We start from the raw sequence: 22,932 nt of genomic DNA, 5'->3' as shown, positions 1-22,932 counted from the left end.
GATAGATGGGCATACAATAAAACACGCTACACACAGTGAAACTGCTATTCCATGTATGGATAGTTAGTTATCGTCAAGTTTGTTGTTTTTATGTATCCGCACTCATAGGGTGGGGATTACTGCACGTTCAGAAACTTATATTAGATTAGGAAGGATGATTCTTATGTGCGGGATTACAGGATGGGTGGATTATAAACGCTCATTAGAAGGGGAAAGGGACGTCGTGACGAAGATGGCGGAAACGCTAGCGAAACGCGGACCAGATGATAACAAAGTTTGGATTAAAGGGAACGTCGCATTTGGGCATAAGCGGTTAATCGTTGTAGATCCTGAAGGTGGTAAACAGCCAATGACTTGTTTAAAAGACGAAACGAGTTATGCGATTTGCTATAACGGAGAGCTCTATAATACAGAAGATATTCGGAAAGAGTTATTAAGAAGAGGTTATACATTTAAAGGGCATTCTGATACAGAAGTACTATTGGCATCTTATATTGAATGGAAGGAAGAATGTGTCGATCATTTAAACGGTATATATGCGTTTGCAGTATGGGATGAGAAAAATGAAAGAGTCTTTATTGCCAGAGATCGATTAGGTGTAAAGCCACTATTTTATAAATATGATAGCAGCCGATTATTATTTGGTTCAGAGTTAAAAGCGATATTGGCACATCCAGATGTAAAGACTGAAGTAACGTTAGAAGGATTGTCAGAAATATTCGGTTTAGGGCCATCTCGAACTCCTGGTCACGGTATATATGCTGGTATTCAAGAACTGCGCCCGGGCCATGCAATGACGTTCTCAAAAGACGGTTTATGCATATGGAGATATTGGAATGTGGAAAGTAAAAAACATGAAGATTCATTTGAAGAAACAGTAGAGAAAACACGTTTTTTATTACAGGATGCGATTACGAGACAATTAGTTTCTGACGTACCGCTATGTACATTTTTATCGGGTGGTGTAGATTCAAGTGCTATAACAGCAATTGCCGCAAAAGAATATGAAAGATCAGGGAAAGGGCAATTGCACACGTATTCTATTGACTATGAAGATAACGAAAAATATTTTAAGGCGAATGCATTTCAGCCAAATTCAGACGCACCTTTTATTAATTTAATGACGGAAACGTTTCGAACGACCCATCATCGTTGCGTCATTTCAAATGAACAACTAGCACAGTATTTAACAGAAGCAGTGCTCGTTCGCGATTTGCCTGGTATGGCAGATATTGATTCTTCATTATTATGGTTTTGTCGTGAAATAAAACAAGATTTTGTCGTTGGTTTATCCGGAGAATGTGCAGATGAAATATTCGGTGGTTATCCATGGTTTTATAGAGAAGATGATTTACAATCAAGTGCATTTCCATGGATGCGATCTACAGAAGCGCGTGAACAACTTCTAAAGAAGGAGTGGAGAAGGAAACTAAATTTGCAACAATATGTACAGCGTCGCTATGAAGAATCCATTCAAGAAGTACCGATCTTAGAAGGGGAAAGTGCGCTAGAAGCGAAGAGACGACAGTTATTTTATTTAAACATGGTTTGGTTTATGACAACACTATTAGACAGAAAAGACCGTATGAGTATGGGGGCAAGCTTAGAAGTACGCGTTCCGTTTGCGGACCACCGACTTGTCGAATATGCTTGGAATATTCCTTGGGAAATGAAAATGTATAAAAACCGCGAAAAAGGTCTATTGCGTAAAGCGTTAGAGGGATTACTTCCAAATGATATATTGTATAGAAAGAAAAGCCCGTATCCGAAAACGCATAATCCGCACTATACGAAAGCAGTAACAGTATGGCTCCAAGATTTATTAACGGATAAAGGATCAATTTTACATGAACTGTTCGATAAAGAGCAGCTGAGTGGATTGATCGAGTCTGGCGGCAGTGCATTTCAAACGCCATGGTTCGGTCAATTAATGACAGGGCCACAACTTTTAGCTCATTTAGCGCAAATTCATGTTTGGTTTAAAGAGTATGGGGTAAATATTAAAGAATAGGGAAAGGGCGGCTTGCATGTTGTGTAAGCCGCCCTTTCTTCTATTTCACTTGAATATAAATATATCTATTGTATTTTCCATCATCTGTTGTTGCGGTTAAAACAACGCGTCCAGTTTTTAAAGCTTTCACATGAGTCGTATTACTTTTGTTTTCCAGGGCAATGATGCTTGCGTCACTGCTTTTCCAAACTATATTTTTATTTGTTGCATTTTCTGGAAGAACGGAGGCAGATACAAGTTTTTCATCTCCTTGCTTGATCTCAAAAGATCGTTCGTCTACTTTGATGCCTGTAACAGGTACATGATTTGGTTCAACAGTTACTAGACATGTTGCTACATATTCGCCAGTAGCAGTTGTTGCAGTAAGTGTTGCAGTACCAGCTTGTACAGCATGGACAATTGCTTTTTCATCCGTTGCTTGTATTGTTGCAACAGTTGGATTGTCACTTTTCCAAATTAACTTTTTATTTGTAACGTTTGGAGTGATCTTCGCAACGAGTTCAAAGGTTTCTCTTTCTCTTAAAGAGTGTTCTGATTTGTTAAGTGTAAGGCTAGTAGGGAATGTTTCTAGTAAATTTTCAGGTGTTTTTGCATCCCAAGTCATAGGTTTATTCGAGCGTAGTGCTTGTGCTACAACTGCCGCTGTATCCATATTCGTCATAGGAGCTGTAATAGATGATTTTGCTAGAATTCCAGGGCCGTTCGCCGCCCAGAAAATTGTCTTTTCTTCAGGAGATTCTCCCCCATGTCCGTAGTCTTTTCCTCCATGATCCGTTGTCATAATAACAAGGCTATCTTCTAATAAACCAGCGTCACGAATTGCATCTAATACAATCCCTACATTTTTATCTGTTTTTTCAATTTGTTGCATATATGCGGGGCTGCCGTAGCCTTTAGAATGACCAGCTCCATCAATATCGTCAAAATGAATGAATGTGACCGCAGTATCTTTTCCTTCCGTTTTAATATAATTTGAGATTTTTGGTGCCAATTGGTCATCCGGGACAGACTCTAAGTGAGCGCCTACGGATTGTTCGATAATCCCTTTATTAATTGGACTCCATCCAGCAAATGAAGCCATTTTTGCGTAAGGTCGTTCTTGTTTTAGTACTTTCATAAAGGATGGATAAGGTGAATTTTCAGGGAATGCTATTGACCCTGCGATTGTATTATCCAGTTTTGTTTTATCAGGTGTTACACCATGTAAGATTCCGCCCCAGTTTTGAGCGCTAATCGTTGGTGAAAGAGCTTGCGCATTATAAGTGCTGGCACCATTAGCGATAAAATTTTTAATATTAGGGGCATTAGCATCTTTAACAGCAATACCAGCTCCATCTAACCCGATAATAAAGACATGTTTGTATGGATAGTTTGTAGATTGTTTTAGCTGTTCTTGAAGAGGAAGTATGTCCTTTTCATCAATTTTTCCATCTTCATTTAAATCAGCCCGCTTAATTTCATTCCAGTTTTGACTATTTACATCTGATCCGATGTATTGTTTTACAAAGTTTAAATCATTTTGTTCAAGTAAACCATCACGTGTTATATCTAAAGAATTTCCAACAGTTAGTTCTGCTGTAGCGGCTTTTTTTCCGTCTTCAGAAATGGCTTGAATTGTTGTTTTCCCAACGACTTTTCCAATTACTTTGACTTTTCCATCTATCGCTTCAACGTCTGCGATGTTTTTATTACTGCTTGTCCAAGTTACTTTTTTATTTGTTGCGTCTAAAGGCTGGATATTGGCTTGTAAATAGGTGTAACCATCAACATTTAAATGAATAGTTGGTTGGTCAATGGAAATGTCAGTAACAGCAATCGGAGGAGCGGATTGATACATTTTTTGAACATCTGTAGCCGTTACTGCTTTTCTTAGGATAGATACTTCATCTAGTGTTGCGTCAAAGTTGTTTCCAAATAAAGTTCCTTTCCCATCAACTCCAATTTTTGTTGTGTAATTTGTATCGATTGTACCTTCCATTTTACTAATATCAATTTGTTGTTCTAGCTTTCCGTCTTTATAAATAGTTGCATATCCATCGCGGGCATGAGAAATCACAATATGATGCCAAACGTTATCAGCGATATTTGGAATAGAGGCATCCAGGCGGGAGCTACCGGATGTTTTGAAATTCCAAAGGAGAGCCTTATCCTTTAAACCGATAAACCACCCTAAGTTTCCACCGCTATTCCAATCTTTATTTGAAATGATGGCTGGATCAGCATTTACTCCGGAAGATTTTACCCAAAAGGCTACTGTGAAGTCTGTGCGTTCTCCAAATTTTAATTGTGAAGTATCTCCTAAGTCGATATAGGAAGCATTTTTCTGTGAGGTTGATTTAAACTTGAGAGCTTTATTTATGCGTCCGTCTGTAAATGAAGGATTACCATTTTTATATGAAATTATGTGATTGGATGCGGAGCTATCATTTAGATTTTCCTCGAACGATAGTTTCATAATTTCGTCAGTGAGATTTTCTTGTTGCATTTGTATTGCTGGATTAGGTGCTGCTAAAACGTTAAATGGAATTGTTGTGGATAGGATTGTACTCATGGTAAGTGTAGAAATCAGTACTGCTTTTTTAATAAAAGGCTGTGTCATTTTAAATCCTCCTTATATGTTCCTTTAATTAGAATTCAACGGAATTCTGTTTCCTTTTCTAAGATAAATAGTAAAGTACAAATTTTGAGAAATAATAACCGGAATATTGAGATTTTTTTAAGCTGTTGTGAAGTTCCACAGTGATTAAGAATAATACGAGAATATGACAATTAATATTAAATAAATTGTCATATAAAATTTAAAATCATATTATAAATAATACTTAATTAGAATTATTATTTTGACGTACTTATTATTACTTGTTATAATTTGAAACAAACGTTCTTGAAAAAGATTCTCATTTCCAAAATTGAGGTGTTATATAGATGACGAAAAAGAAAATAGGTTTGCTTGTAATGGCGTATGGAACGCCAGAATCATTAGATGATGTAGAGGGATATTACACTCACATTCGCCACGGGCGTAAGCCGTCTGAAGAAGCGCTTCAAGATTTAATTGAGCGTTATAAAGCAATTGGAGGAATTTCGCCACTTGCAAAAATTACGAAAGAGCAGGCACATAAATTAACAGATTCATTGAATAAAATGTATACAGAGTATGAATTTGTTTGTTACTTAGGGTTAAAACATATTGCTCCATTTAGAAGTTTTATATGATAACGATTATGAATGTAAAGTTGTAACTGATGAATTAAATGTTGCATACTTTAGACCAAATATGCCGAACACTCAGCCTGCATTTATCGATTGTTTAACTGAAATTGTTTCCAAAAAAATGAAGGAAATAGTTGACAAGAATTTAGTTTTGAATAATAATTAGTTTATAATAATTTTAAATAAATAATAATTACTATGAAAGAAAGAGGAGGATCTCCCTTGATGAATCCAAATAATCGCTTAACAACAAACCAAGGTGCTCCAGTTGGAGATAACCAAAATTCTCGTACAGCAGGTCGACGTGGACCGGTATTGTTAGAAGACTATCATTTAGTAGAAAAACTTGCGCATTTTGATCGTGAACGTATTCCAGAGCGCGTTGTGCATGCACGCGGTGCAGGTGCCCATGGTGTATTCGTAACGAAAAACAGCATGAAGCAATATACAAAAGCAGCATTTTTACAAAATGAAGGAACTGAAACACCTGTATTCGTTCGTTTCTCAACGGTTATTCATGGTCAAGGCTCTCCAGAAACAGCACGTGATCCGCGCGGGTTCGCTGTTAAATTTTATACAGAAGAAGGAAACTACGATATCGTAGGTAACCATTTGCCTGTTTTCTTCATTCGTGATGCAATTAAATTCCCTGACATGGTGCATTCTTTAAAACCAGCACCTGATACAAACGTTCAAACACCAGATCGTTATTGGGATTTTATGACGTTAACTCCAGAATCTACACATATGATGACATGGGTATTTTCTGATTATGGTACACCGGCAAACTACCGTGAAATGGAAGGTTTCGGCGTACATTCATTTAAATGGATTAATGCAGAAGGTAAAATTGTATACATTAAATATCATTGGAAACCACAGCAAGGCGTACGTAACTTGAGTGCGAAAGAAGTGGAGCAAGTACAAGGGAAAGATTTCAATCATGCTACTCGTGACTTATTCGATGCAATCGAAAAAGGAAACTATCCAAAATGGGATTTACACGTACAAGTAATGCAACTAGATGAAACGGATTCTTTAGATTTCGATCCACTAGATCCAACGAAAGTATGGCCAGAAGATCGCTTCCCATTAATAGAAGTAGGGACAATGACGTTAAATCGTAACCCGAAAAACTTCTTTGCGGAAGTAGAACAAGCGGCGTTTACTCCGAGTGCAACTGTAAATGGTATTGAACCATCTGAAGATAAATTATTACAAGGTCGTTTATTCTCTTATCCAGATACACAGCGTTATCGCCTTGGTGCAAACTATCTACAAATTCCTGTAAACTGTCCATACGCAGCTGTTCGTAATCAACAACGTGATGGTGCGATGCAAATTAATCAAAACCCATCTACAATAAACTACGAGCCGAGCCGTCATACTGAAAATCCAGTTGAGGACCCAGCTTACCGTGATTCAACTATGAAAGTAGAAGGCCACGTATCTCGTGAAAAAATTGAGAAACCAAATGACTTCAAACAAGCGGGTGAGCGTTACCGTTCATTCTCTAAAGAAGAGCAAGACAATTTAATTGCAAACTTAACAAATGACTTAAAAGACGTAAATGAACGCACAAAACTACTCGCTATTTGCAACTTCTTCCGTGCAGATCATGATTACGGAATGCGTTTAGCTCAAGCGTTAAATGTTGATATTACGCAGTATGTAGGGAATACTCCAAAATAAATAGGAAAAGACGTCCGATTCTCGGTCGTCTTTTTTTATGTAAAATATGTTGTAATCTTGTCGAATAAGTTTTACATATAAGAGGTGTATTTCATGAATGTCGCTATTTTTATTATTGCGTTATGTGTCTTTTTATTTGTAGTGTTTGCTATTGTAAAAATGTTTATAGCAATCGGGAAACAAGGTGATGAACGTGCTACGTTTATAAAAAATAAAGCGATGGCTGAGACATTCCAAATTGCTATGGGATTAATGGTACTTGAGATGATACCGTTTATTTATCATAGATTTAATGAAACAGTAGGAACGCCGTTTAACCCAGTTCGCTTTTTAGCTGTAATAGCGGTGGCGTTTCTTATTATATTAAGCGCAAATAAAAGGAAGTACGGTGATTTGTAATTTATGCGGGAGTATTGTTCATTTCAGTTATGTCGGAAATTGTTGGTAAATCGATATGTTGTGGCGAAACGTCGATATAATTAAAAAATCGTCAATATATTCGAAAAGTCGTTGATATATTCATCATAATACTAGATGGGATATGCACGGGCTTAAAAAAAATAATATGTATCAATCCCGATATAAAGCAAAAACGATAATCATAACAATCCCTCCTTTATTTAATAGAGTTAAGCAGCCTGAGTTCTACATTGATAGGAACTCAGGCTTTTTTATGCGAAAAATTTATGAAATCGTTTCGGAATAAAGCTTAAGACAAGAAAGAGTGCGATTTCACCTAAAATAGCGACAATGATATTGAATAAGAAAGTACGGAAATTTGCGGTAATGTGATTGAGGATAGCGTATTTCCAGTAGGATAAGCTCATGAAGATCCCTCCTTATAGCGTTTTTTATAGTATATAAAAATTGTTTCGTAAAAGTGCATGTCCTAGTTTGTAATTTGTAAAAATACAAAATAAATTCTCAACAAAATCTCAACAATTGAGTAAGAAAAGAATATGGAATATATTACCTGTTCCGTTACATAGAAATAGGAGTATTAACAAAAAGTTTTTAGAATTAACATAAAATTTACAAAAAACAAATAAATTGTTGAAATAATACAAACAAAAATATATACTCGTTATATACTTTTTACAAAATAAGGATGTGATAGGGTAATTTACACTTTTACTTAGGGGTATATGATTGATTCATTTTACAGATTCGAAAAAAATTAAGTGAGGAGAAATGAATATGTTTCGATTTATGAAATCTCCAATCGGTATAGCGGTTGGGGTAGCAGCGGTAATATTGGCATCACCAAAAGCGAGAAAGGGATTACGAAAACTTGCAGTAAAAACAGTATCGGCTTTTCTTGGTGCAAAAGAACAAATGCAAAGTGCTGGTTCAGAAATGGAAGAAGCTTTGCCAAAAGTGAAAGAAGCGGCACGTAAAGTGGCTGTGAAAACAGTATCACCAATTATAGGAGCGGTAGAAGCTGTTCCAAATACAATTTCTAAATTCCAGGAAAAATGGGTTTCTCGTGTAAATGCGTATCATTCTGAGCAAAATATAGATTATGAAAATTTGCCCGTCAGTCCTTAAGTACTACATGAGCAATAAATCTTTTTACTTCCTTCAAGACGATAAGGAGGATGATGATGCAAAGTAAAACATTAAAAACGAGATTTATACGATCGTTACCTGGAAGAATTCGAATTGAAATTTACAAGCTAAAATACAACAAGAATATGGCGAACTTGATATTAGACCGATTTAGTCAAGCGGAAGGTATTTATCAAGTAAGTCCCTCAATTTCTACAGGAAGAGCCCTTATTACTTACGATATCAACAAGACATCTCTACATAACATTTGCAAAATAATTCAGCTTATAGAAGAACAAGTGACGAAGCGAAAGAAAAGTAGTACAAATAACAGTGACGAAAAGAAGGAATTAATAGATTGTTCATCTAGTGTAGTTTCTCGTAATAATGACACTGTTCATAGAAAAAAGGATGAAGGTGTGCCGTTACCGCTAGCACTTTCGGTTGTTGGGTTAGGTGCTTTCGGCATAAAACAATTACTTATGGGTAGATCAGCTTTAGCTAGAAGTCCGGGTCTTTTTTACGCATCCGGAGCTTTATCCGTTGTGACGGGTTATCCGTTTCTTAAACGAGGATTTAAGAAAATGGTTGCTAGCAAAAAGGTGAATTCTGATCTTGTGCTTGGTGTAGGGACTCTTGCACTTGCGCTTGCGCGGGAGAATATTGTCGTGCTTGCCGGTCTTAGTCTATTAAACTACTTAAATTGGAAGCGTAGTCAAGCAAACATAAACGAAGAAAATGAAGCGTATAAAGAAAATCTCCTCTCTCCAGAGATTAAAGCGTATAGTGAAAAACAATCAAAGTGGGGAATGATTTTTGGAGGAGCAACTTGGGCTTTCACTAGAAATCCTTTGCGTGGAATGGCAGTGTTGTTAGCGGCTAATCCGAAACCAGCTGTCTCATCGGCAGAATATGCGTGGCGACAAGGTGACCTCGTCGCGAGAGAAAGAGGATATGTCATTCCAAGCGGTGGGTCGTTATCGCAATTGTCTCGAACAAAAACGATAGTATTAGATGATACATCTCGTATATTCCAGGCCTCAGCAGAGGAGATGAGTTGTATTTCGCAAGATGAAAATGAAGGGCAAGTTTGGTGCACGGTGGCTTCTCTTATTGAGAAAAGTGAGCATGTATGGAAAGAGGAAGTCGTGCAACGGGCTGCGCAAACTGGAAGAACGTTAAGAAAAGCATTTGAAGTTCAAGTAGAGAATGAAGGAATAAAAGGTGAAATTCAAGGGATAACTTCCTTTTTCGGAAGTAAAGATTTTGCCGAGCGAAATGGTGTAGATATAAGTGCGTATGAGCTGGAAGCGAAGAGGCTTGAAAAAGAAGGATTCCAAGTTCAGTACGTCGCTAAAAATAAAGAATGCCTCGGTCTACTAGTTGGATCAAAGGTTACTATTATTCCTGAATTCAAAGAAGTAGTGAATGGGTTGCATGAAAACAAATGGAGTATAGGCGTTTTGCAAAATAGTTTACATGTAAATCGTAACATTCTTTCTCATTATGGTGTGGATGATAGCTGGCAGCAGGGTGATGCTGTCGAACGGGTAAAATTGCTTCGTTCAAATGGAGAAGAGGTATTATTTGCAACTGATCAAAATACCGATTTTCCGTCTATATCATTTGAAGAAATAAAAAATATCTCTCAATCTACAGCGTATGCAAACCGAATCAATATGTTGGTGAATGAGCATTTCCGCGCAGCGAAAGTGTGGAATGTGGTGGGAGAGATGTTAGCGGTTTGGTCTATATTCACAGCACCTGTAATCGCCTTATTTGCAAATGCTTTATCGTTAATGTTTGTATCTAGGGCGAAAAGAATGAGCGAGAAGATATTTTCTTATGGAGAATTGTCGAAAATGGATTCTTCTCAGCCAAAAGTGATTCCTGCCAAACAAGATCAAATTCCGTGGTATACATTTAATCAAGAAAAAGTAATGAATAGATTACAAGTTGAGAAGCAATATGGATTAAGTAATGCACAAGTAAATATGCGAAAAGAAGAATACGGAATGAACCAAATTGAACCGAAACCGTCAGTTCCTTGGATTGTATCGTTTATGAGCCAATTTAAAGAATTTACATCGCTTATTTTACTCGGAGCAGCTGGATTATCTGTTGTATCTGGTGGCTGGTTCGATGGATTAGCGATGGGGACAATTCTCGTTGTAAATGCAATAATTGGGACGCTTCAAGAGCGGAAGGCGGAAAAGGTAGTTGAGGCTTTAAATCAATTCCGAGCCCCTATTTGTAAAGTAATACGAGAAGAAGCGGAAATAGAAATATCAAGTAGTGAACTCGTTCCTGGAGATATTGTCTGCCTTGAAGCGGGAGACCGTGTACCTGCTGATCTTCGCGTTGTTAACTCTTGGAACTTAGAAATTAACGAAGCGATGTTAACGGGAGAATCACTTCCAGTTGAAAAGAAAGCGGACGCTGTGTTAGAAGAGTGTTCGTTAGCAGAGCGAAACAATATGCTCTTTATGGGGACGTCTGTAACACGAGGTAAAGCGGTAGCAATTGTAGTAGAAACAGGTATGCGTACAGAGATGGGCTATATGATCTCCTTAATGAAAGGGGAAGAAACAGAGCCTACGCCATTGCAGCAAAAGGTGACATCTATTAGTAAAACATTTATTAAAGGAGCGTTTGTAGCTGGCGGTCTTGTACTTGTGGCTGGGCTACTTAGGGGACTGCCAATTACGCAAATGATTACAACATCGGTTGCTCTTACTGCTTCTGCTGTTCCAGAAGGATTACCAATTATGATTACGATTGCTTTAAGTGCGGGTATATTCCGTATGCAAAAGCAAAATGCGCTCGTTCGAAAGCTTTCGAGTTTAGAAACACTCGGTAGAACGACGGTTATTTGTTCTGATAAAACGGGAACTCTTACGAAAAATGAAATGACGGTTAAAGTAATTGCTACGCCGAATCGTTTATGGAGTGTAACCGGTGATGGGTATGAACCAGTAGGGACGATTGCTGATGTAACTTCATCTAAAGTTGCTGCTGCTGTAGATACGGAGATAGAAGAGGCTATTTATCATAAAACGGAAAATGTGCCGCTAGAAAATCCGGATTTAGCTCGTATTCTTCAAATTGGTATTCTTTGTAACAATAGTAAATTAGAGCAGGAAGATGATTTATGGGTTGTAAAAGGTGATCCGACTGAAGGAGCTTTATTAAGTTTGGCTTCTAAAGCAGGGGCATTACAGGAAGGTATGGCGTCGTTTGAACGCCATCATGAAGAACCATTTGATTCAGAGACGAAAATTATGAGTGTTGTTTGTAAAGAGAGTAACGCTGAAGAGTTATATAAGTTCTCAAAAGGTTCTGTAGAGGCGATTCTTACTCGTTGTAAATGGTATCAAGATAACGGTCAAATATATCCGTTATGTGATAAGCAAAAAGAAGTTATTTTACAACAAAATGAAGAGTTTGCAAAACAGGCATTACGAGTATTAGGTTTTGCGTACAGCAATGGCGAAAGTGATGATCTTACTTTTGTCGGATTAGTCGGTATGATCGATCCGCCAAAACCTGAAGTGGAAGAGAGTATTCGTGAAGCGATTGAGTTAGGTGTGAAGCCAGTAATGATTACGGGAGATCATCCGACTACGGCGATTTCTATTGCGAAACAAACTGGAATTTGGAATCGTGAAGATCGTGTTTTAACGGGATTAGAAATTGATAACATGACAGATGAGGAATTAAAAGAAGTTGTGAAAAGTACATCTGTTTTTGCTCGTGTGACTCCGGCTCACAAATTACGAATTGTAACGGCCTTCCAATCCGACGGTCAAATCGTCGCGATGACTGGAGATGGTGTAAATGATACACCGGCTATAAAAAAGGCGAATATCGGTATTGCGATGGGGCAAACCGGAACAGAAGTTACGAAAGAAGCCGCTGATTTGATTTTGAAAAAGGATCATTTCGGTTCAATTGTTGAAGGGGTAAAAGAAGGTAGAACGATCATCGGAAATATTCGTAAAGCAGTTGGTTGTTTATTGACGGGGAATTTAGCGGAAGTGTTAGTGACTAGTGCTGCTGTTATAGCGGGAATGCCGATTCCGTTAGTGCCAATTCAAATTTTATTAATGAATCTTATTACCGATGCTTTACCAGCGATGATTTTAGCTGTAAACCCTGGAAACAAAACGAAGCAAACGAAACGTCAAGATATTGTTGATAAAGATTTGTACAAAAAAGTTATTACAAGAGGAGTACTGCTTGGGGTAGGTTCGCTCGCTGTATTTGGTATTAGTTTAGCGGTTGGAGTACCTCTTCCAGTAGCACAAACATCAGCATTTGCAGCTTTAGTTGCCGGGCAGCTCATTCAAACTTTCTCTTGGAGACAAGAGGGATCAGAAGAAACAGTTCGCGATTGGTCAAAAGACCGGTTCTTTATTACAGCGTTAGGAACGTCTTGGCTTGTATTATTATCAGCTATATATGTACCTCCGTTAGCTCGTATATTCCATACTGTTCCGTTAACGCTCACACAATGGATACCTGTTCTTCTCGTGGCGGGCACAGTGTCTCAAATCGCGAAACCTATTATTAATTTAGTTTCATATAAGAATACTGATTTAGTAAAACCAGTAGTTTCTGAATCTGCATTATTAAAAACAGTGTAAAGGAGCAATGAAAATGATACGAAAAGTTGTTATTGGATCTACTTTAGCGCTAGCAAGTGCCGCTTTATTACCTGTCGTAAGAAATACACTTCGTCCGCTTGTTGAATCGGGGGCAAGGGGTGTGAAGTCTACTTTTGAAACAATTAAAGAGGAAGTAGAAGATATTATTGTGGAAGCGAAAATGGATAGAATGCAAAAGCAATTTGAGAAAGAACTTTCTTATGTGGAAGATGACATTACTGATGAACAAGAAGTGATAGAAGCGGCAGCTGAACAAGCGCAAGATGAAGTGGAGGAGATTAAACATGATGCATAAAGCTGTAGAAAAAGCTGTAGAAAAAGATGTAGATCACCATTTGGAAAAAGCGTTAGAGCACTTTGAACAGGCATTAGATTTAAGTATAAAAGCAGCATCGGAAAATAAAGCGATGCAAAAAGAAATTGCTACGAAAATGGGTTCATTCACTGGTGAGATTTTTCACTCGGTTCGTGAAAAAGGAAAAGAAAACCGTATGAATATTATGAAATGGTTCACTCTTCCTCGCTTTTAAGGGCGGAGTACGAAATGGAAAGAATATAGGGAGCTTTTAACTCCCTTATTCATATTCCATACTATGTATGTCACATTAATTTTCGGAATGTTCAGAATTATAAAATCATTAAGGGGTGAAAGAATTAAATGGCGGCATGGATGATGATATTAGCATTAACGTTTTCATCAAGTATCGATAACTTAGGGGTAGGAATTTCTTATGGGATTCGCAACATACGAATTAGCCATTTTTCTAATCTTATCATTTCGGTTATTTGCTTTTTGTTTAGTGTGGCCGGGATTTATTTTGGATTATGGCTTTCAAAAATTTTGCCTGGGATTATGCCAGTAGTCATTGGTTCTTTCTTATTAGTTGTCATTGGTCTTCGAATTGTATTATTAGCAATTCCGCGGAAGGTGGTAGCTGAAGGAGCGGAAGGTGAAGTAGCATCTACGGAAATAAATGGTTTAACGAAAAATATAGGTGAATCTGGAGGAATCGGATTTGTAGAATCTATCTTTCTTGGCATTGGTCTGTCTGCTAATGCATTAACGAACGGATTAGGTGCTGGTTTATTCGGTTTGAATCCGATAGCAATATGTGTTACTGCGGCAATTGGTAGTTTCATAACAGTTTGGGGCGGAGTTGCATTAGGGAGAAAGATAGCTCACGTTCGTATTGGGAAATTTACTTTAGGGCAATTTGGAACATTGATCAGCGGAACGTTACTATTAATTATTGCATTTGCTGCCTTTTTTTGATTGATTTATCCCACTATTTTCGGGCTGATAATCAGTGGGGTGAACAAAACCCCCACTGATTAAAGTCTCACTTTATAGAAAGAGAAAGGGATGATAGTTTTAACATCAGATGAATAGAAGGTGAGAGAAAGTGAGATTGCTTTATAAAAGGTTGAAGTACTCTGAACTTGAGGCTGAATTACAATTAGTAGAAAGTGTTTTAAGTTCAGGATATTTTATTTTATTAGATATATTCTTTTTGTCTTCGTTATTAACAGTGTTAACTTTTTCCTTGCACCATTCATTTCTAGCTGCATTTTTCATTTTTATTAGTTCTTATATTGCTTGTAGTTGCATATTTTTTTTATTGAGAAAATGGTTGCAATAAGTTGCACTATTAAACTTTGCAGAAGAAGCTGTCTTGAAAAATTTCGATTTTTTGAGGTGGCTTTATTTTATGAATTGTAATATATGTTTACAAAATGTAAACATATATTACGAATTCCCGCCTTGTAACTTGGCAAAAAAATTTGTTAATATAATTGTATAGAAGTTGTAGTTATATTGCGTGTGTCAACTATGATTATTCTCATGAATAGAGGGGAATGGAATATGTCTGAAGGAACTGAAAGAAGTAATCTTGGGTTGTTATTAAAAGAATTACTGAAGGAAAAGTCTTTGTCAATGCGAAAACTGAGTGCGCTTACTGGAATTGATACTGCTACTATTTCAATGATTATAAATGGTAAGCGAAAAGCAAATCCGAAGCATTTGCAAAAGTTTGCAGATTGCCTTGGTATTCCGATTGCAGATTTATTTGTGGCGGCAGGTTATTCTATTGAAACAAAGCAGGAAGAACAATCTGATATTCAAGTATCCATTAATAACATTGAACATTTACTTGAATCTTCACAGTTATATGATCAAAAGTTTAGTATCGCGAATGTAGAGCAACAATTGGCTAATTACGAACAATATTCGCAAACAGAAGAAGGAAAAGAAACGATTGAAAAGGGGTTTACTGAGAAGATTCTGAAGGTAAGTAGTATTGGACCATTTATTAATGATTTGAAAGAATTGTATGAGAGATTTACGAAAAAGAAGGGGACACCTGTAGAACTAGCTTTAATGGGAAGTGCTCTCATCTATTTTATTCTATCAGTCGATGTGATTCCGGATTACATTTTTCCTATCGGTTATTTAGATGATGCTGTTGCTGTGCAACTTGTTTTAAATTTGTTATTGAAAAGATAAGATACTTATATGAATAGATAGATAAAGATATTTATATACCAATAGTTTGGATTATTTGTGTTGTTATGAATATACGAAAAAGGTGTACCCCGTGTTAGAACGGAGTACACCTTTTTCGTATGTTGGTAAGTTTTAGTTCACGGATCTTTCTGTATACTCATAAGCTTTCTCGCCATGCATCGAAATATCAAGTCCCATTTGTTCTTCGTGCTCATCTACACGAACAGGGAGGAAGAAGTTAATGGCTTTAATGATGGCATACGTCATAATGATCGTGAATGCGTATGTTGCCCCAATTGCTATAAGTTGTTTGAAAAGAAGAGCTGCATTTCCGTAAAATAATCCGTTAGCGCCATCGCTATTTACAGACGTTGTCGCGAAAAGTCCAGTTGCAATACCGCCCCAAGTTCCTCCGATGCCGTGACATCCAAATGCATCGAGTGTGTCATCATATCCGAATTTGTTTTTTAAGAAGAAGACAGCGCTGAAGCATAATATACCCCCGATTGCCCCGATAAGAAGGGCGGAGAAAGGTGTAACAAATCCGCAAGCTGGCGTAATTGCAACTAGACCGGAAATCACTCCGCAAGCGGCTCCCATTGCGGTTGGTTTTGATTGGAAGAACCATTCTGAGAGCATCCAAGTTAATGCGGCGGCAGCGGCGGCTATATTTGTATTAATAAATGCAGTTAAAGCTACGTCATTTAAGGATAATGCACTACCGACGTTAAAACCGAACCAGCCGAACCATAGTAAGCCCGCTCCTAACATCGTAAATGGTAGATGGTGAGGGGAGGTGCCGCTTATGTTTTTTCGTTTTCCAAGGAAAATCGCTAATACAAGACCGGCAACACCAGATGTGATATGAACGACATTACCGCCAGCGAAGTCTAATGCGCCGAGTTCTTTTAGCCATCCACCGACGCCCCATACCCAATGAGCGACAGGGTTGTAAACGATTGTTGTCCAGAGAAGGATAAAAATAAGAAAGGCTGAAAATCGCATTCTTTCAGCGAATGCACCTGAAATTAAAGCTGGAGTTAAAATAGCGAACATGAGTTGGAACATCATAAATAAATTGTGAGGAATAGTAGATGAGTAGTCTGGATTTGGTGCGTAGGTAACTCCGTTTAGGCCGAACCAATCGAGCGTACCTATAAGTCCGTGCCAATCTGGTCCGAATGATAAAGAGTAACCAATAACAACCCATTGAATTGAAACGATAGCCATTGCACTATAGCTGTGCATTGTCGTGCTGAGTACGTTTTTACTGCGAACCATACCTCCATAAAAAAGTGCCAATCCTGGTGTCATCAGCATGACCATTACTGTAGATACAAATATAAAAACCGTATCTCCTGTATTCATTCTTTTCCTCCTCCTATAATGTTAGAAAATATTACATTATTTTGTTATGTTTCATATCATATTGGAAATTAAAATAAAAATCAACTGAATTTTTAGATAATTTTATATTTTATGTAAGGAAACCTTACATGTGTTATTTTTGATGAAGGAAATTAGCCGTATGCGATTTGTTCTAATAATTGGTATAATATTCTTACAATTATAAATTTGGGGGATGCGTGTGAAAAAAATATGGGCTAAGGAACTATTCATTTGTTTTTGTTTAGCTGTCGCTTTGTTTGTACCAGTACATACTTTTGCGGAAGAAAAAAGAGAATGGCGAGATGAAGTTATATACTCCATTATGATTGATCGCTTCAATAACGGAGAGCCGAAAAATGATAAACAATTGGATGTTGGAAATTTAGAAGGGTACCAGGGCGGAGATATACGAGGGATTATAAAAAGATTGGATTACATAAAAGAAATGGATTTTACTACTGTTATGCTTTCTCCACTTTTTGAAAGTCAAAAATACGATGGATATGATGCGCGTGATTTTCAAAAAGTAAATGAACATTTCGGAACAGAAGCAGATGTGAAAGAACTTGTAAAAGAGGCTCACGGAAAAGGGATGAAAGTTGTATTTCAATTTCCATTTGGAGAAAATGAACAACAATTAATTGATTCGATGAAATGGTGGATAAAAGAAGCCGATTTAGATGGAAGTTATGTTATACATAGTGAAAAAAAGCCGCGAGCTTTTTGGGATGAAGTGCAAAAAGATTTGCAGGCGATAAAGAAAGATTTTCGCATTATGACAAAAGAAGATAATGAATACTATAAAAAAATAGTAGAATCATTTTCAAAAGCAGATATGTCTGTGAAGCCTTTATATGATGTGAGTGAAAAAGAAGGAGAATTCGCTACGTTTTTAGATAATCAGGAAACAGAGAGATTTGCACGTATTGCAAAAGAAAATATGTATTATCCGCCGTCTCGTTTAAAACTAGCGCTCACTTATTTATATACATCTCCGGGGATACCGAATTTTTATTACGGAACTGAAATCGCATTAGATGGAGGGAATGCTCCAGATAATAGACGATTAATGGATTTCAAATCAGATGAGAAATTTATGCAGCACATAACAAAGTTAGGTGAGCTTAGACAAACTAGACCATCTTTACGACGTGGTACGTTTGAACTTCTGTATGATAAAAGTGGAATGAGTGTGTTAAAGAGAAAATATAAAGATGAAGTAACACTAGTAGCGATTAATAATACGAAAGAAACGCAAAAAGTTTCCTTACCTGTAAGTGCAATCGGAGAAAAGCAAGAGTTAAGAGGGTTATTAGAAGATGAAATTATAAGAGAAGAAAACGGGCAGTTTTATCTCGTTTTAAAGCGTGAAGAAGCGAATGTGTATAAAGTTGGAGAAGAAACGGGTATGAATTGGTTATTTATATCCTTAATCGTTGGTGTTAACGTATTATTTATTACATTTTTGATTGCGGTTAAAAAGAAACGTAGATGAGGAGTTCTCACATCTACGTTTCTTTTTGTCGATAAGTTTATGAAATTTCATTTACTATCGTACTGTTCCAAAAAGAGAAGATAAAATCCACTTTTTAAAAAAGGGTATCACCTAGTCGAAAGTTTCGACTTATGGGACACCCTTTTTTCTTAGCGGTAGTTAATGAACTGTACGTCGATTGGTAAGTCAGCGCTACGAACGGCTGCGATTACTGCTTGCAAGTCATCACGGCTTTTCGCTGTTACGCGTACTTGGTCATCTTGAACTTGTGTTTTCACTTTTAATTTCATTTCTTTAATGATGTTGTTGATTTTTTTAGCGTTATCTTTATCGATACCTTGTTGTAGAGTTGCACGTTGGCGAACAGTGTTACCAGATGCAGCTTCAACTTTTCCGTAGTCCAAGTTTTTAATTGGAACGTTACGTTTTACAAGTTTAGAAATGAGAACGTCTTTTACTTGGTCTAATTTGAACTCGTCATCAGAAGTTAAAACAAGTACTTCTTTTTCTAATTTAATATCACTTTTACTACCTTTAAAGTCATATCGGTTTTGGATTTCCTTTAATGCGATGTTAATTGCGTTTGTTACTTCAGGTAATTCTACTTTCGAAACGATGTCAAAAGAACTATCTTTTGCCATAGTTAGCACCTCCAAATAAATTTCTTATCTTTTTACGTCTAAGCCAAGCTATGTACTGTACATATTAAAGTATAGCGGAAAACGTGTTAAGACTTAAGAGTTTTATGCTCATATTAATGAACCTCACTTAATTATAGTGAATTTTGGGCAGTTGGACAAATAAAGGAAAAATCGTGTTATAATTAACTTTTGTTTGGAATGATAAAAAAGACAATTTTATATATATAGAAGGGAATTAAAAAATATGTATTTGCAATTAGGATCGATTGAACAGGTAACTGTTTTACGCGAAACAGAAATCGGATATATGGTTGGGAACGAAGAGGAAGAAATCTTCCTACATAAAAACGAAGTAGCTGGAGAAATTGAAGAAGGCGATACAATTGATGTATTCTTATACCTTGATCACCAAAATCGTATTTCAGCAACAATGAAGGAACCAATTATTACAACACATGATTGGAATTGGGTAAAGGTTGTAGAAGTTATTCCTAGTTTAGGTGTGTTTGTTGATATTGGTGTATCAAAAGATATATTAATTCCAGCCGATGAGTTCCCGATTTATATGCCAGTATGGCCAGAAGAAGGCGACGAATTATATTGTACGTTAAAATTAACGAATCGTGATCGTCTTATCGCTCTTCCAGCAAGAGACAGTGATATGCAAGAAATCGTCGTAGAAGCAACGCCATCTATGCGTAATAAAAACGTAAATGGACGTGTGTATCGTTCACTTCAAGTAGGTTCATTCGTATTAACAGATGAGCATTTCCGTGCGTTTTTACACCATACTGAAAGAAAAGAACAAGTCCGCATTGGTGAACGTGTAACGGGTCGTATTATTGACGTGAAAGACGACGGTACAATTAACATTTCACTTCTTCCTCGTAAAGAAGAAGGAATGGAAGACGATGCGGCGGTTATTTATGAATACCTGGAAAGCCGCGGCGGAGCAATGCCGTTTTGGGATAAGAGCCACCCAGAAGATATTAAAGAACGTTTCAACATGAGTAAAGCTGCATTTAAGCGTGCGCTTGGTAAAATGATGAAAGAAGAAAAGATTTACCAAGAAGAAGGCTGGACTTACTTTAAGAAGTAAAGTGGATTAAAAAAGAGGAGGCTGTTTGAAACAGCCCCCTCTTTTTTATTGTCATTTTTTGTCGGTAAACCGATATATTTGAAAAATTGCTGATATAATTTCATTTACACTCATGCATACTGTTTAAAAAGTTTGTACTCTCGCTTTTTAGTTCCCTTGCTCAGAAAGATGAGAAAATGTATCTTTTAAGTCACTATCGTTTATTTTAATATTTGCCTTTTTTAATTCATCCTGTAATAATTTTTGACTGTATGAAGGATCGGCAAGACGTTCTTCTTCTATGCTTTTACGTATAGAGTCTTTCACTTCATCGTAAGGTTTTAAATCTTTTTTGCTAGTTAGTTTAATAATGTGATAGCCATTTGGTGATTTAACAGGATTGCTAATTTGCCCAACCTTTAATTTATAGGCAGCTTTTTCAAATTCAGGTGTCATTTTGCCTGCCCCGAAGTATCCAAGGTCTCCACCATTATCTTTTGATGCTATATCTTGAGATTCTTTTTTTGCTAATTCTTCAAATGAAGCACCAGCGTCTAACTTTTTCTTTATTTCATTCGCTTCATTTTCGTCACTTACTAAAATGTGACTAGCTTTAATCTCCGGTTTGTAGTAGTCTTTCACATCTTTTTCTGTAACGCTTTTCTTAATAGCCTCATTCATTGCAAGTTTGAATTTAATTTGTTTCTTGAAATCATCTTCATCTTTTAAACGATTGTTTTCTAGTACTGCTTTAAATTGTTCTCCATATTGATCTTTCGCTTTTTGTACTTCTTTATTCACGGCATCGTCAGATACTTTATATTTTTTAGTGATAACATCTTGTGCTATCATTTCGTATAGCATGTCTTTTCCGTAACGGTCTTTCAATTGCTTTTCGAAATCGCCCTTCGTAATCGTTGAGTCTGTTGCTGTAGCGATTGTGGCCGAGTCGTTTTTTTGTCCGCAAGCAGATAACGTTAATATACTTATTAGTGCAGTGATAATGAATATATGTTTCCCTCTCATGCTAACACCTCATCCGAATATGTTATCGCTATTGTAGAATATAGAAGTGAACATGAAGTGAATTTTTAATGTTTTTTCCCTGTAAAATGTAAAAAAAGTACATCAACATTAATGTTGATGTACGATGTAATCAAAGATGATCTGTTTTCTTAGAATATGCACGCTTACCTTGTTCTATATTTTTTTGCTCTTGTTCATTTTTTTGAGTACGCTTTGCATTATTATCGCGTGCTTTTTTGTCGTTATCGCTCGTATGTGGCATATGTATCAACTCCATTTCTAAACGTTGTACGTTTATCATTTCCTTTTTCGTAAAGACTATGTATAGCGGTGCATTCATGAATAATAAAGGTGGATTAGAAATGGATTTGAAGCTGAATTATACTGAACTTATTAAGAAGTTAGTCGTCGTAATTGTTGCAGGCTTATTAAATGCGATTGGAATGAATTTATTTTTAACACCAGCGAAAGTATATGCGAGTGGATTTGCTGGATTGTCTCAGTTATTATCACAAATATTAGGTGATTTTTTGTCTATTCATATATCTACGGGGGTATTATTTAGTTTATTTAATATTCCTGTCGTTATTTTGGCTTGGAAAAAGGTTGGGAAGGCTTTTACATTTTTTAGTTTTCTTTGCGTTATATTTATGACTTTGTTTTTAGAAATTATCCCAGTTAGAGCGGTTTCGAACGATATAATATTAAATGCCATTTTTGGTGGTATTATTTCAGCTATTGGGGTAGGAATTGCTTTAAAGTGGGGCGCCTCTACAGGTGGATTAGATATTATCGCCATGATTTTATCAAAGATAAAAGATAAGCCTGTCGGTACGTATTTTTTCTTCTTTAATGCACTTATCATTATCGCTGCTGGTTACGTATACGGATGGGAAAAAGCGTTATATACTTTGGTCACTTTGTATGTATCGACGCGAATTATTGATGCAATTCATACTCGTCATGTGAAGATTACCGCATTAATTGTTACGAAGAATGGAGCGGATGTGCGAAAAGCGATTCATTCTCGTTTAGTGAGAGGGATTACAACTATACCAGCAACAGGTGCGTATACAAATGAAAATAAAGAAATGTTAATGATTGTTATTACTCGTTACGAGTTATACGAATTAGAGAGAGTCATTAAACAAGTGGACCCAGGTGCATTTACAAATATACTGCAAACGGTCGGAGTGTTTGGATTGTTTAGAAAAGATTAAAGAGGACCAAAGCTGGTCCTCTTTTTTAATGTGAATTCGTAATGTTTTGCAATTGCTCCTGCATTTCATGTAGCTGAACTTTTTCAGCAGTTGAAGAGTTTGCATAAGCAGAGTGCAAAGCGTTTTTTGCCCTATAAACGAGTTCCTGTTGTTCAGCACCGCTTGAACAAGAAACGGCATTTGCAACAGCGTCTCTAGCTTGTTGGAATAGTAAGTTCCCCATTTAAACCCCTCCAAGAGAAGAGTTACTTCTTGCTTTTTCTGCCTCAGCTAATGTACCTCTGTACGGGAATCTTGCAGCATGCTTCATAACAGCATCGGCTCCTTGTTGGATAAAACGTTTTGATTTGTTCTTTTTACCCATTCGAAAAACCCCCTTTATTTAACTGAAAACAATTGACACGCTTTTTCGCGTCTAATAATAGTATGAGCGTTTTGCGAGAAAC

Annotated in this window: 21 protein-coding genes and 1 pseudogene; 14 read left to right on the top strand and 8 right to left on the bottom strand. The window is 36.8% G+C overall.

The genetic code is table 11. The features are described from left to right. Window positions 1-163: 163 nt before the first annotated feature. Window positions 164-2,011 (top strand): asparagine synthase (glutamine-hydrolyzing), encoded by a 1,848-nt coding sequence (asnB, locus tag ACTFQM_RS09705; protein ID WP_440034156.1) that lies wholly within the window; start codon window positions 164-166, stop codon window positions 2,009-2,011. 40 nt (window positions 2,012-2,051) lie between these two features. Here the strand turns inward: asnB and ACTFQM_RS09700 are convergent, their stop codons facing one another. Beyond that, window positions 2,052-4,610 (bottom strand): Ig-like domain-containing protein, encoded by a 2,559-nt coding sequence (locus ACTFQM_RS09700; RefSeq protein WP_440034155.1) that lies wholly within the window; start codon window positions 4,608-4,610, stop codon window positions 2,052-2,054. Between the two features lie 326 nt (window positions 4,611-4,936). Between ACTFQM_RS09700 and ACTFQM_RS09695 the strand changes: the two are divergent. From ACTFQM_RS09695 to ACTFQM_RS09685, 3 genes and pseudogenes are all read left to right on the top strand, one after another. Further along, window positions 4,937-5,390 (top strand): annotated as a pseudogene (locus ACTFQM_RS09695) (ferrochelatase). A gap of 59 nt (window positions 5,391-5,449) precedes the next feature. After that, a complete protein-coding gene (katB, locus tag ACTFQM_RS09690) occupies window positions 5,450-6,916 on the top strand; it encodes a catalase KatB (RefSeq protein ID WP_440034408.1) in 1,467 nt (488 codons plus the stop codon). Window positions 6,917-7,009: 93 nt separating this feature from the next. Next, entirely contained in the window at window positions 7,010-7,315 is a 306-nt protein-coding gene (locus tag ACTFQM_RS09685; RefSeq protein ID WP_440034154.1) for a hypothetical protein, read from the top strand. Between the two features lie 272 nt (window positions 7,316-7,587). Here the strand turns inward: ACTFQM_RS09685 and ACTFQM_RS09680 are convergent, their stop codons facing one another. Continuing rightward, complete coding sequence (locus tag ACTFQM_RS09680) at window positions 7,588-7,743, bottom strand: hypothetical protein (protein ID WP_002170803.1); 156 nt, start codon at window positions 7,741-7,743, stop codon at window positions 7,588-7,590. A 370-nt stretch (window positions 7,744-8,113) separates the two neighbouring features. On the opposite strand from ACTFQM_RS09680, the gene ACTFQM_RS09675 reads away from it, so the two are divergent. The 7 genes from ACTFQM_RS09675 (at window position 8,114) to ACTFQM_RS09645 (ending at window position 15,637) form a co-directional block, all read left to right on the top strand. Beyond that, window positions 8,114-8,464, top strand: a complete 351-nt coding sequence (locus tag ACTFQM_RS09675) for a YtxH domain-containing protein (RefSeq protein ID WP_048369714.1) — start codon at window positions 8,114-8,116, stop codon at window positions 8,462-8,464. A gap of 56 nt (window positions 8,465-8,520) precedes the next feature. Beyond that, a complete protein-coding gene (locus tag ACTFQM_RS09670; protein ID WP_440034153.1) occupies window positions 8,521-13,110 on the top strand; it encodes an HAD-IC family P-type ATPase in 4,590 nt (1,529 codons plus the stop codon). 13 nt (window positions 13,111-13,123) lie between these two features. Next, the gene (locus ACTFQM_RS09665; protein WP_002170806.1) at window positions 13,124-13,426 is read left to right on the top strand and encodes a hypothetical protein; all 303 of its coding nucleotides are present in this window, start codon (window positions 13,124-13,126) and stop codon (window positions 13,424-13,426) included. Continuing rightward, window positions 13,416-13,661, top strand: a complete 246-nt coding sequence (locus ACTFQM_RS09660) for a hypothetical protein (RefSeq protein ID WP_097830014.1) — start codon at window positions 13,416-13,418, stop codon at window positions 13,659-13,661. The genes ACTFQM_RS09665 and ACTFQM_RS09660 overlap by 11 nt, the downstream gene beginning before the upstream one ends. Window positions 13,662-13,789: 128 nt before the next feature. After that, window positions 13,790-14,404 carry a sporulation membrane protein YtaF gene (gene ytaF, locus ACTFQM_RS09655; RefSeq protein WP_033718808.1) on the top strand — a complete coding sequence of 205 codons (615 nt, stop codon included), beginning with the start codon at window positions 13,790-13,792 and terminating at the stop codon, window positions 14,402-14,404. Window positions 14,405-14,534: 130 nt separating this feature from the next. Further along, window positions 14,535-14,771: a hypothetical protein gene (locus tag ACTFQM_RS09650; protein WP_002170809.1), complete on the top strand. Its 237-nt coding sequence runs from the start codon at window positions 14,535-14,537 to the stop codon at window positions 14,769-14,771. 224 nt (window positions 14,772-14,995) lie between these two features. Then, entirely contained in the window at window positions 14,996-15,637 is a 642-nt protein-coding gene (locus tag ACTFQM_RS09645; RefSeq protein WP_097830016.1) for a helix-turn-helix domain-containing protein, read from the top strand. Window positions 15,638-15,769: 132 nt separating this feature from the next. On the opposite strand, the gene ACTFQM_RS09640 is transcribed toward ACTFQM_RS09645, so the two are convergent. Further along, a complete protein-coding gene (locus tag ACTFQM_RS09640) occupies window positions 15,770-17,005 on the bottom strand; it encodes an ammonium transporter (protein ID WP_327915778.1) in 1,236 nt (411 codons plus the stop codon). 214 nt (window positions 17,006-17,219) lie between these two features. On the opposite strand from ACTFQM_RS09640, the gene ACTFQM_RS09635 reads away from it, so the two are divergent. After that, entirely contained in the window at window positions 17,220-18,521 is a 1,302-nt protein-coding gene (locus ACTFQM_RS09635) for an alpha-amylase family glycosyl hydrolase (protein WP_440034152.1), read from the top strand. 149 nt (window positions 18,522-18,670) lie between these two features. Here the strand turns inward: ACTFQM_RS09635 and ACTFQM_RS09630 are convergent, their stop codons facing one another. Further along, the gene (locus tag ACTFQM_RS09630) at window positions 18,671-19,162 is read right to left on the bottom strand and encodes a YajQ family cyclic di-GMP-binding protein (protein ID WP_002170814.1); all 492 of its coding nucleotides are present in this window, start codon (window positions 19,160-19,162) and stop codon (window positions 18,671-18,673) included. Between the two features lie 244 nt (window positions 19,163-19,406). Here ACTFQM_RS09630 and ACTFQM_RS09625 point away from each other — a divergent pair, with 244 nt between their 5' ends. Next, window positions 19,407-20,261 carry a CvfB family protein gene (locus ACTFQM_RS09625; RefSeq protein WP_440034151.1) on the top strand — a complete coding sequence of 285 codons (855 nt, stop codon included), beginning with the start codon at window positions 19,407-19,409 and terminating at the stop codon, window positions 20,259-20,261. Window positions 20,262-20,408: 147 nt separating this feature from the next. Here the strand turns inward: ACTFQM_RS09625 and prsA are convergent, their stop codons facing one another. Further along, a complete protein-coding gene (gene prsA / locus ACTFQM_RS09620) occupies window positions 20,409-21,266 on the bottom strand; it encodes a peptidylprolyl isomerase PrsA (RefSeq protein WP_400527040.1) in 858 nt (285 codons plus the stop codon). Between the two features lie 130 nt (window positions 21,267-21,396). After that, window positions 21,397-21,528, bottom strand: coding sequence for a DUF3941 domain-containing protein (locus ACTFQM_RS09615; protein WP_001120850.1), 132 nt, complete (start codon window positions 21,526-21,528; stop codon window positions 21,397-21,399). Window positions 21,529-21,628: 100 nt separating this feature from the next. On the opposite strand from ACTFQM_RS09615, the gene ACTFQM_RS09610 reads away from it, so the two are divergent. Next, window positions 21,629-22,486 carry a YitT family protein gene (locus ACTFQM_RS09610; protein ID WP_025150362.1) on the top strand — a complete coding sequence of 286 codons (858 nt, stop codon included), beginning with the start codon at window positions 21,629-21,631 and terminating at the stop codon, window positions 22,484-22,486. Window positions 22,487-22,511: 25 nt separating this feature from the next. Here the strand turns inward: ACTFQM_RS09610 and ACTFQM_RS09605 are convergent, their stop codons facing one another. Further along, window positions 22,512-22,709 (bottom strand): DUF3813 domain-containing protein, encoded by a 198-nt coding sequence (locus ACTFQM_RS09605; protein ID WP_002170818.1) that lies wholly within the window; start codon window positions 22,707-22,709, stop codon window positions 22,512-22,514. Continuing rightward, the gene (locus ACTFQM_RS09600; protein WP_025150364.1) at window positions 22,710-22,850 is read right to left on the bottom strand and encodes a hypothetical protein; all 141 of its coding nucleotides are present in this window, start codon (window positions 22,848-22,850) and stop codon (window positions 22,710-22,712) included. It abuts the gene before it with no gap. Between the last annotated feature and the right edge of the window lie 82 nt (window positions 22,851-22,932).

The sequence above is a fragment of the Bacillus cereus group sp. MYBK30-2 genome, from assembly GCF_051915945.1.
GTDB lineage: Bacteria > Bacillota > Bacilli > Bacillales > Bacillaceae_G > Bacillus_A > Bacillus_A paramycoides.
This window is presented reverse-complemented; position numbering and strand designations above follow the sequence as displayed.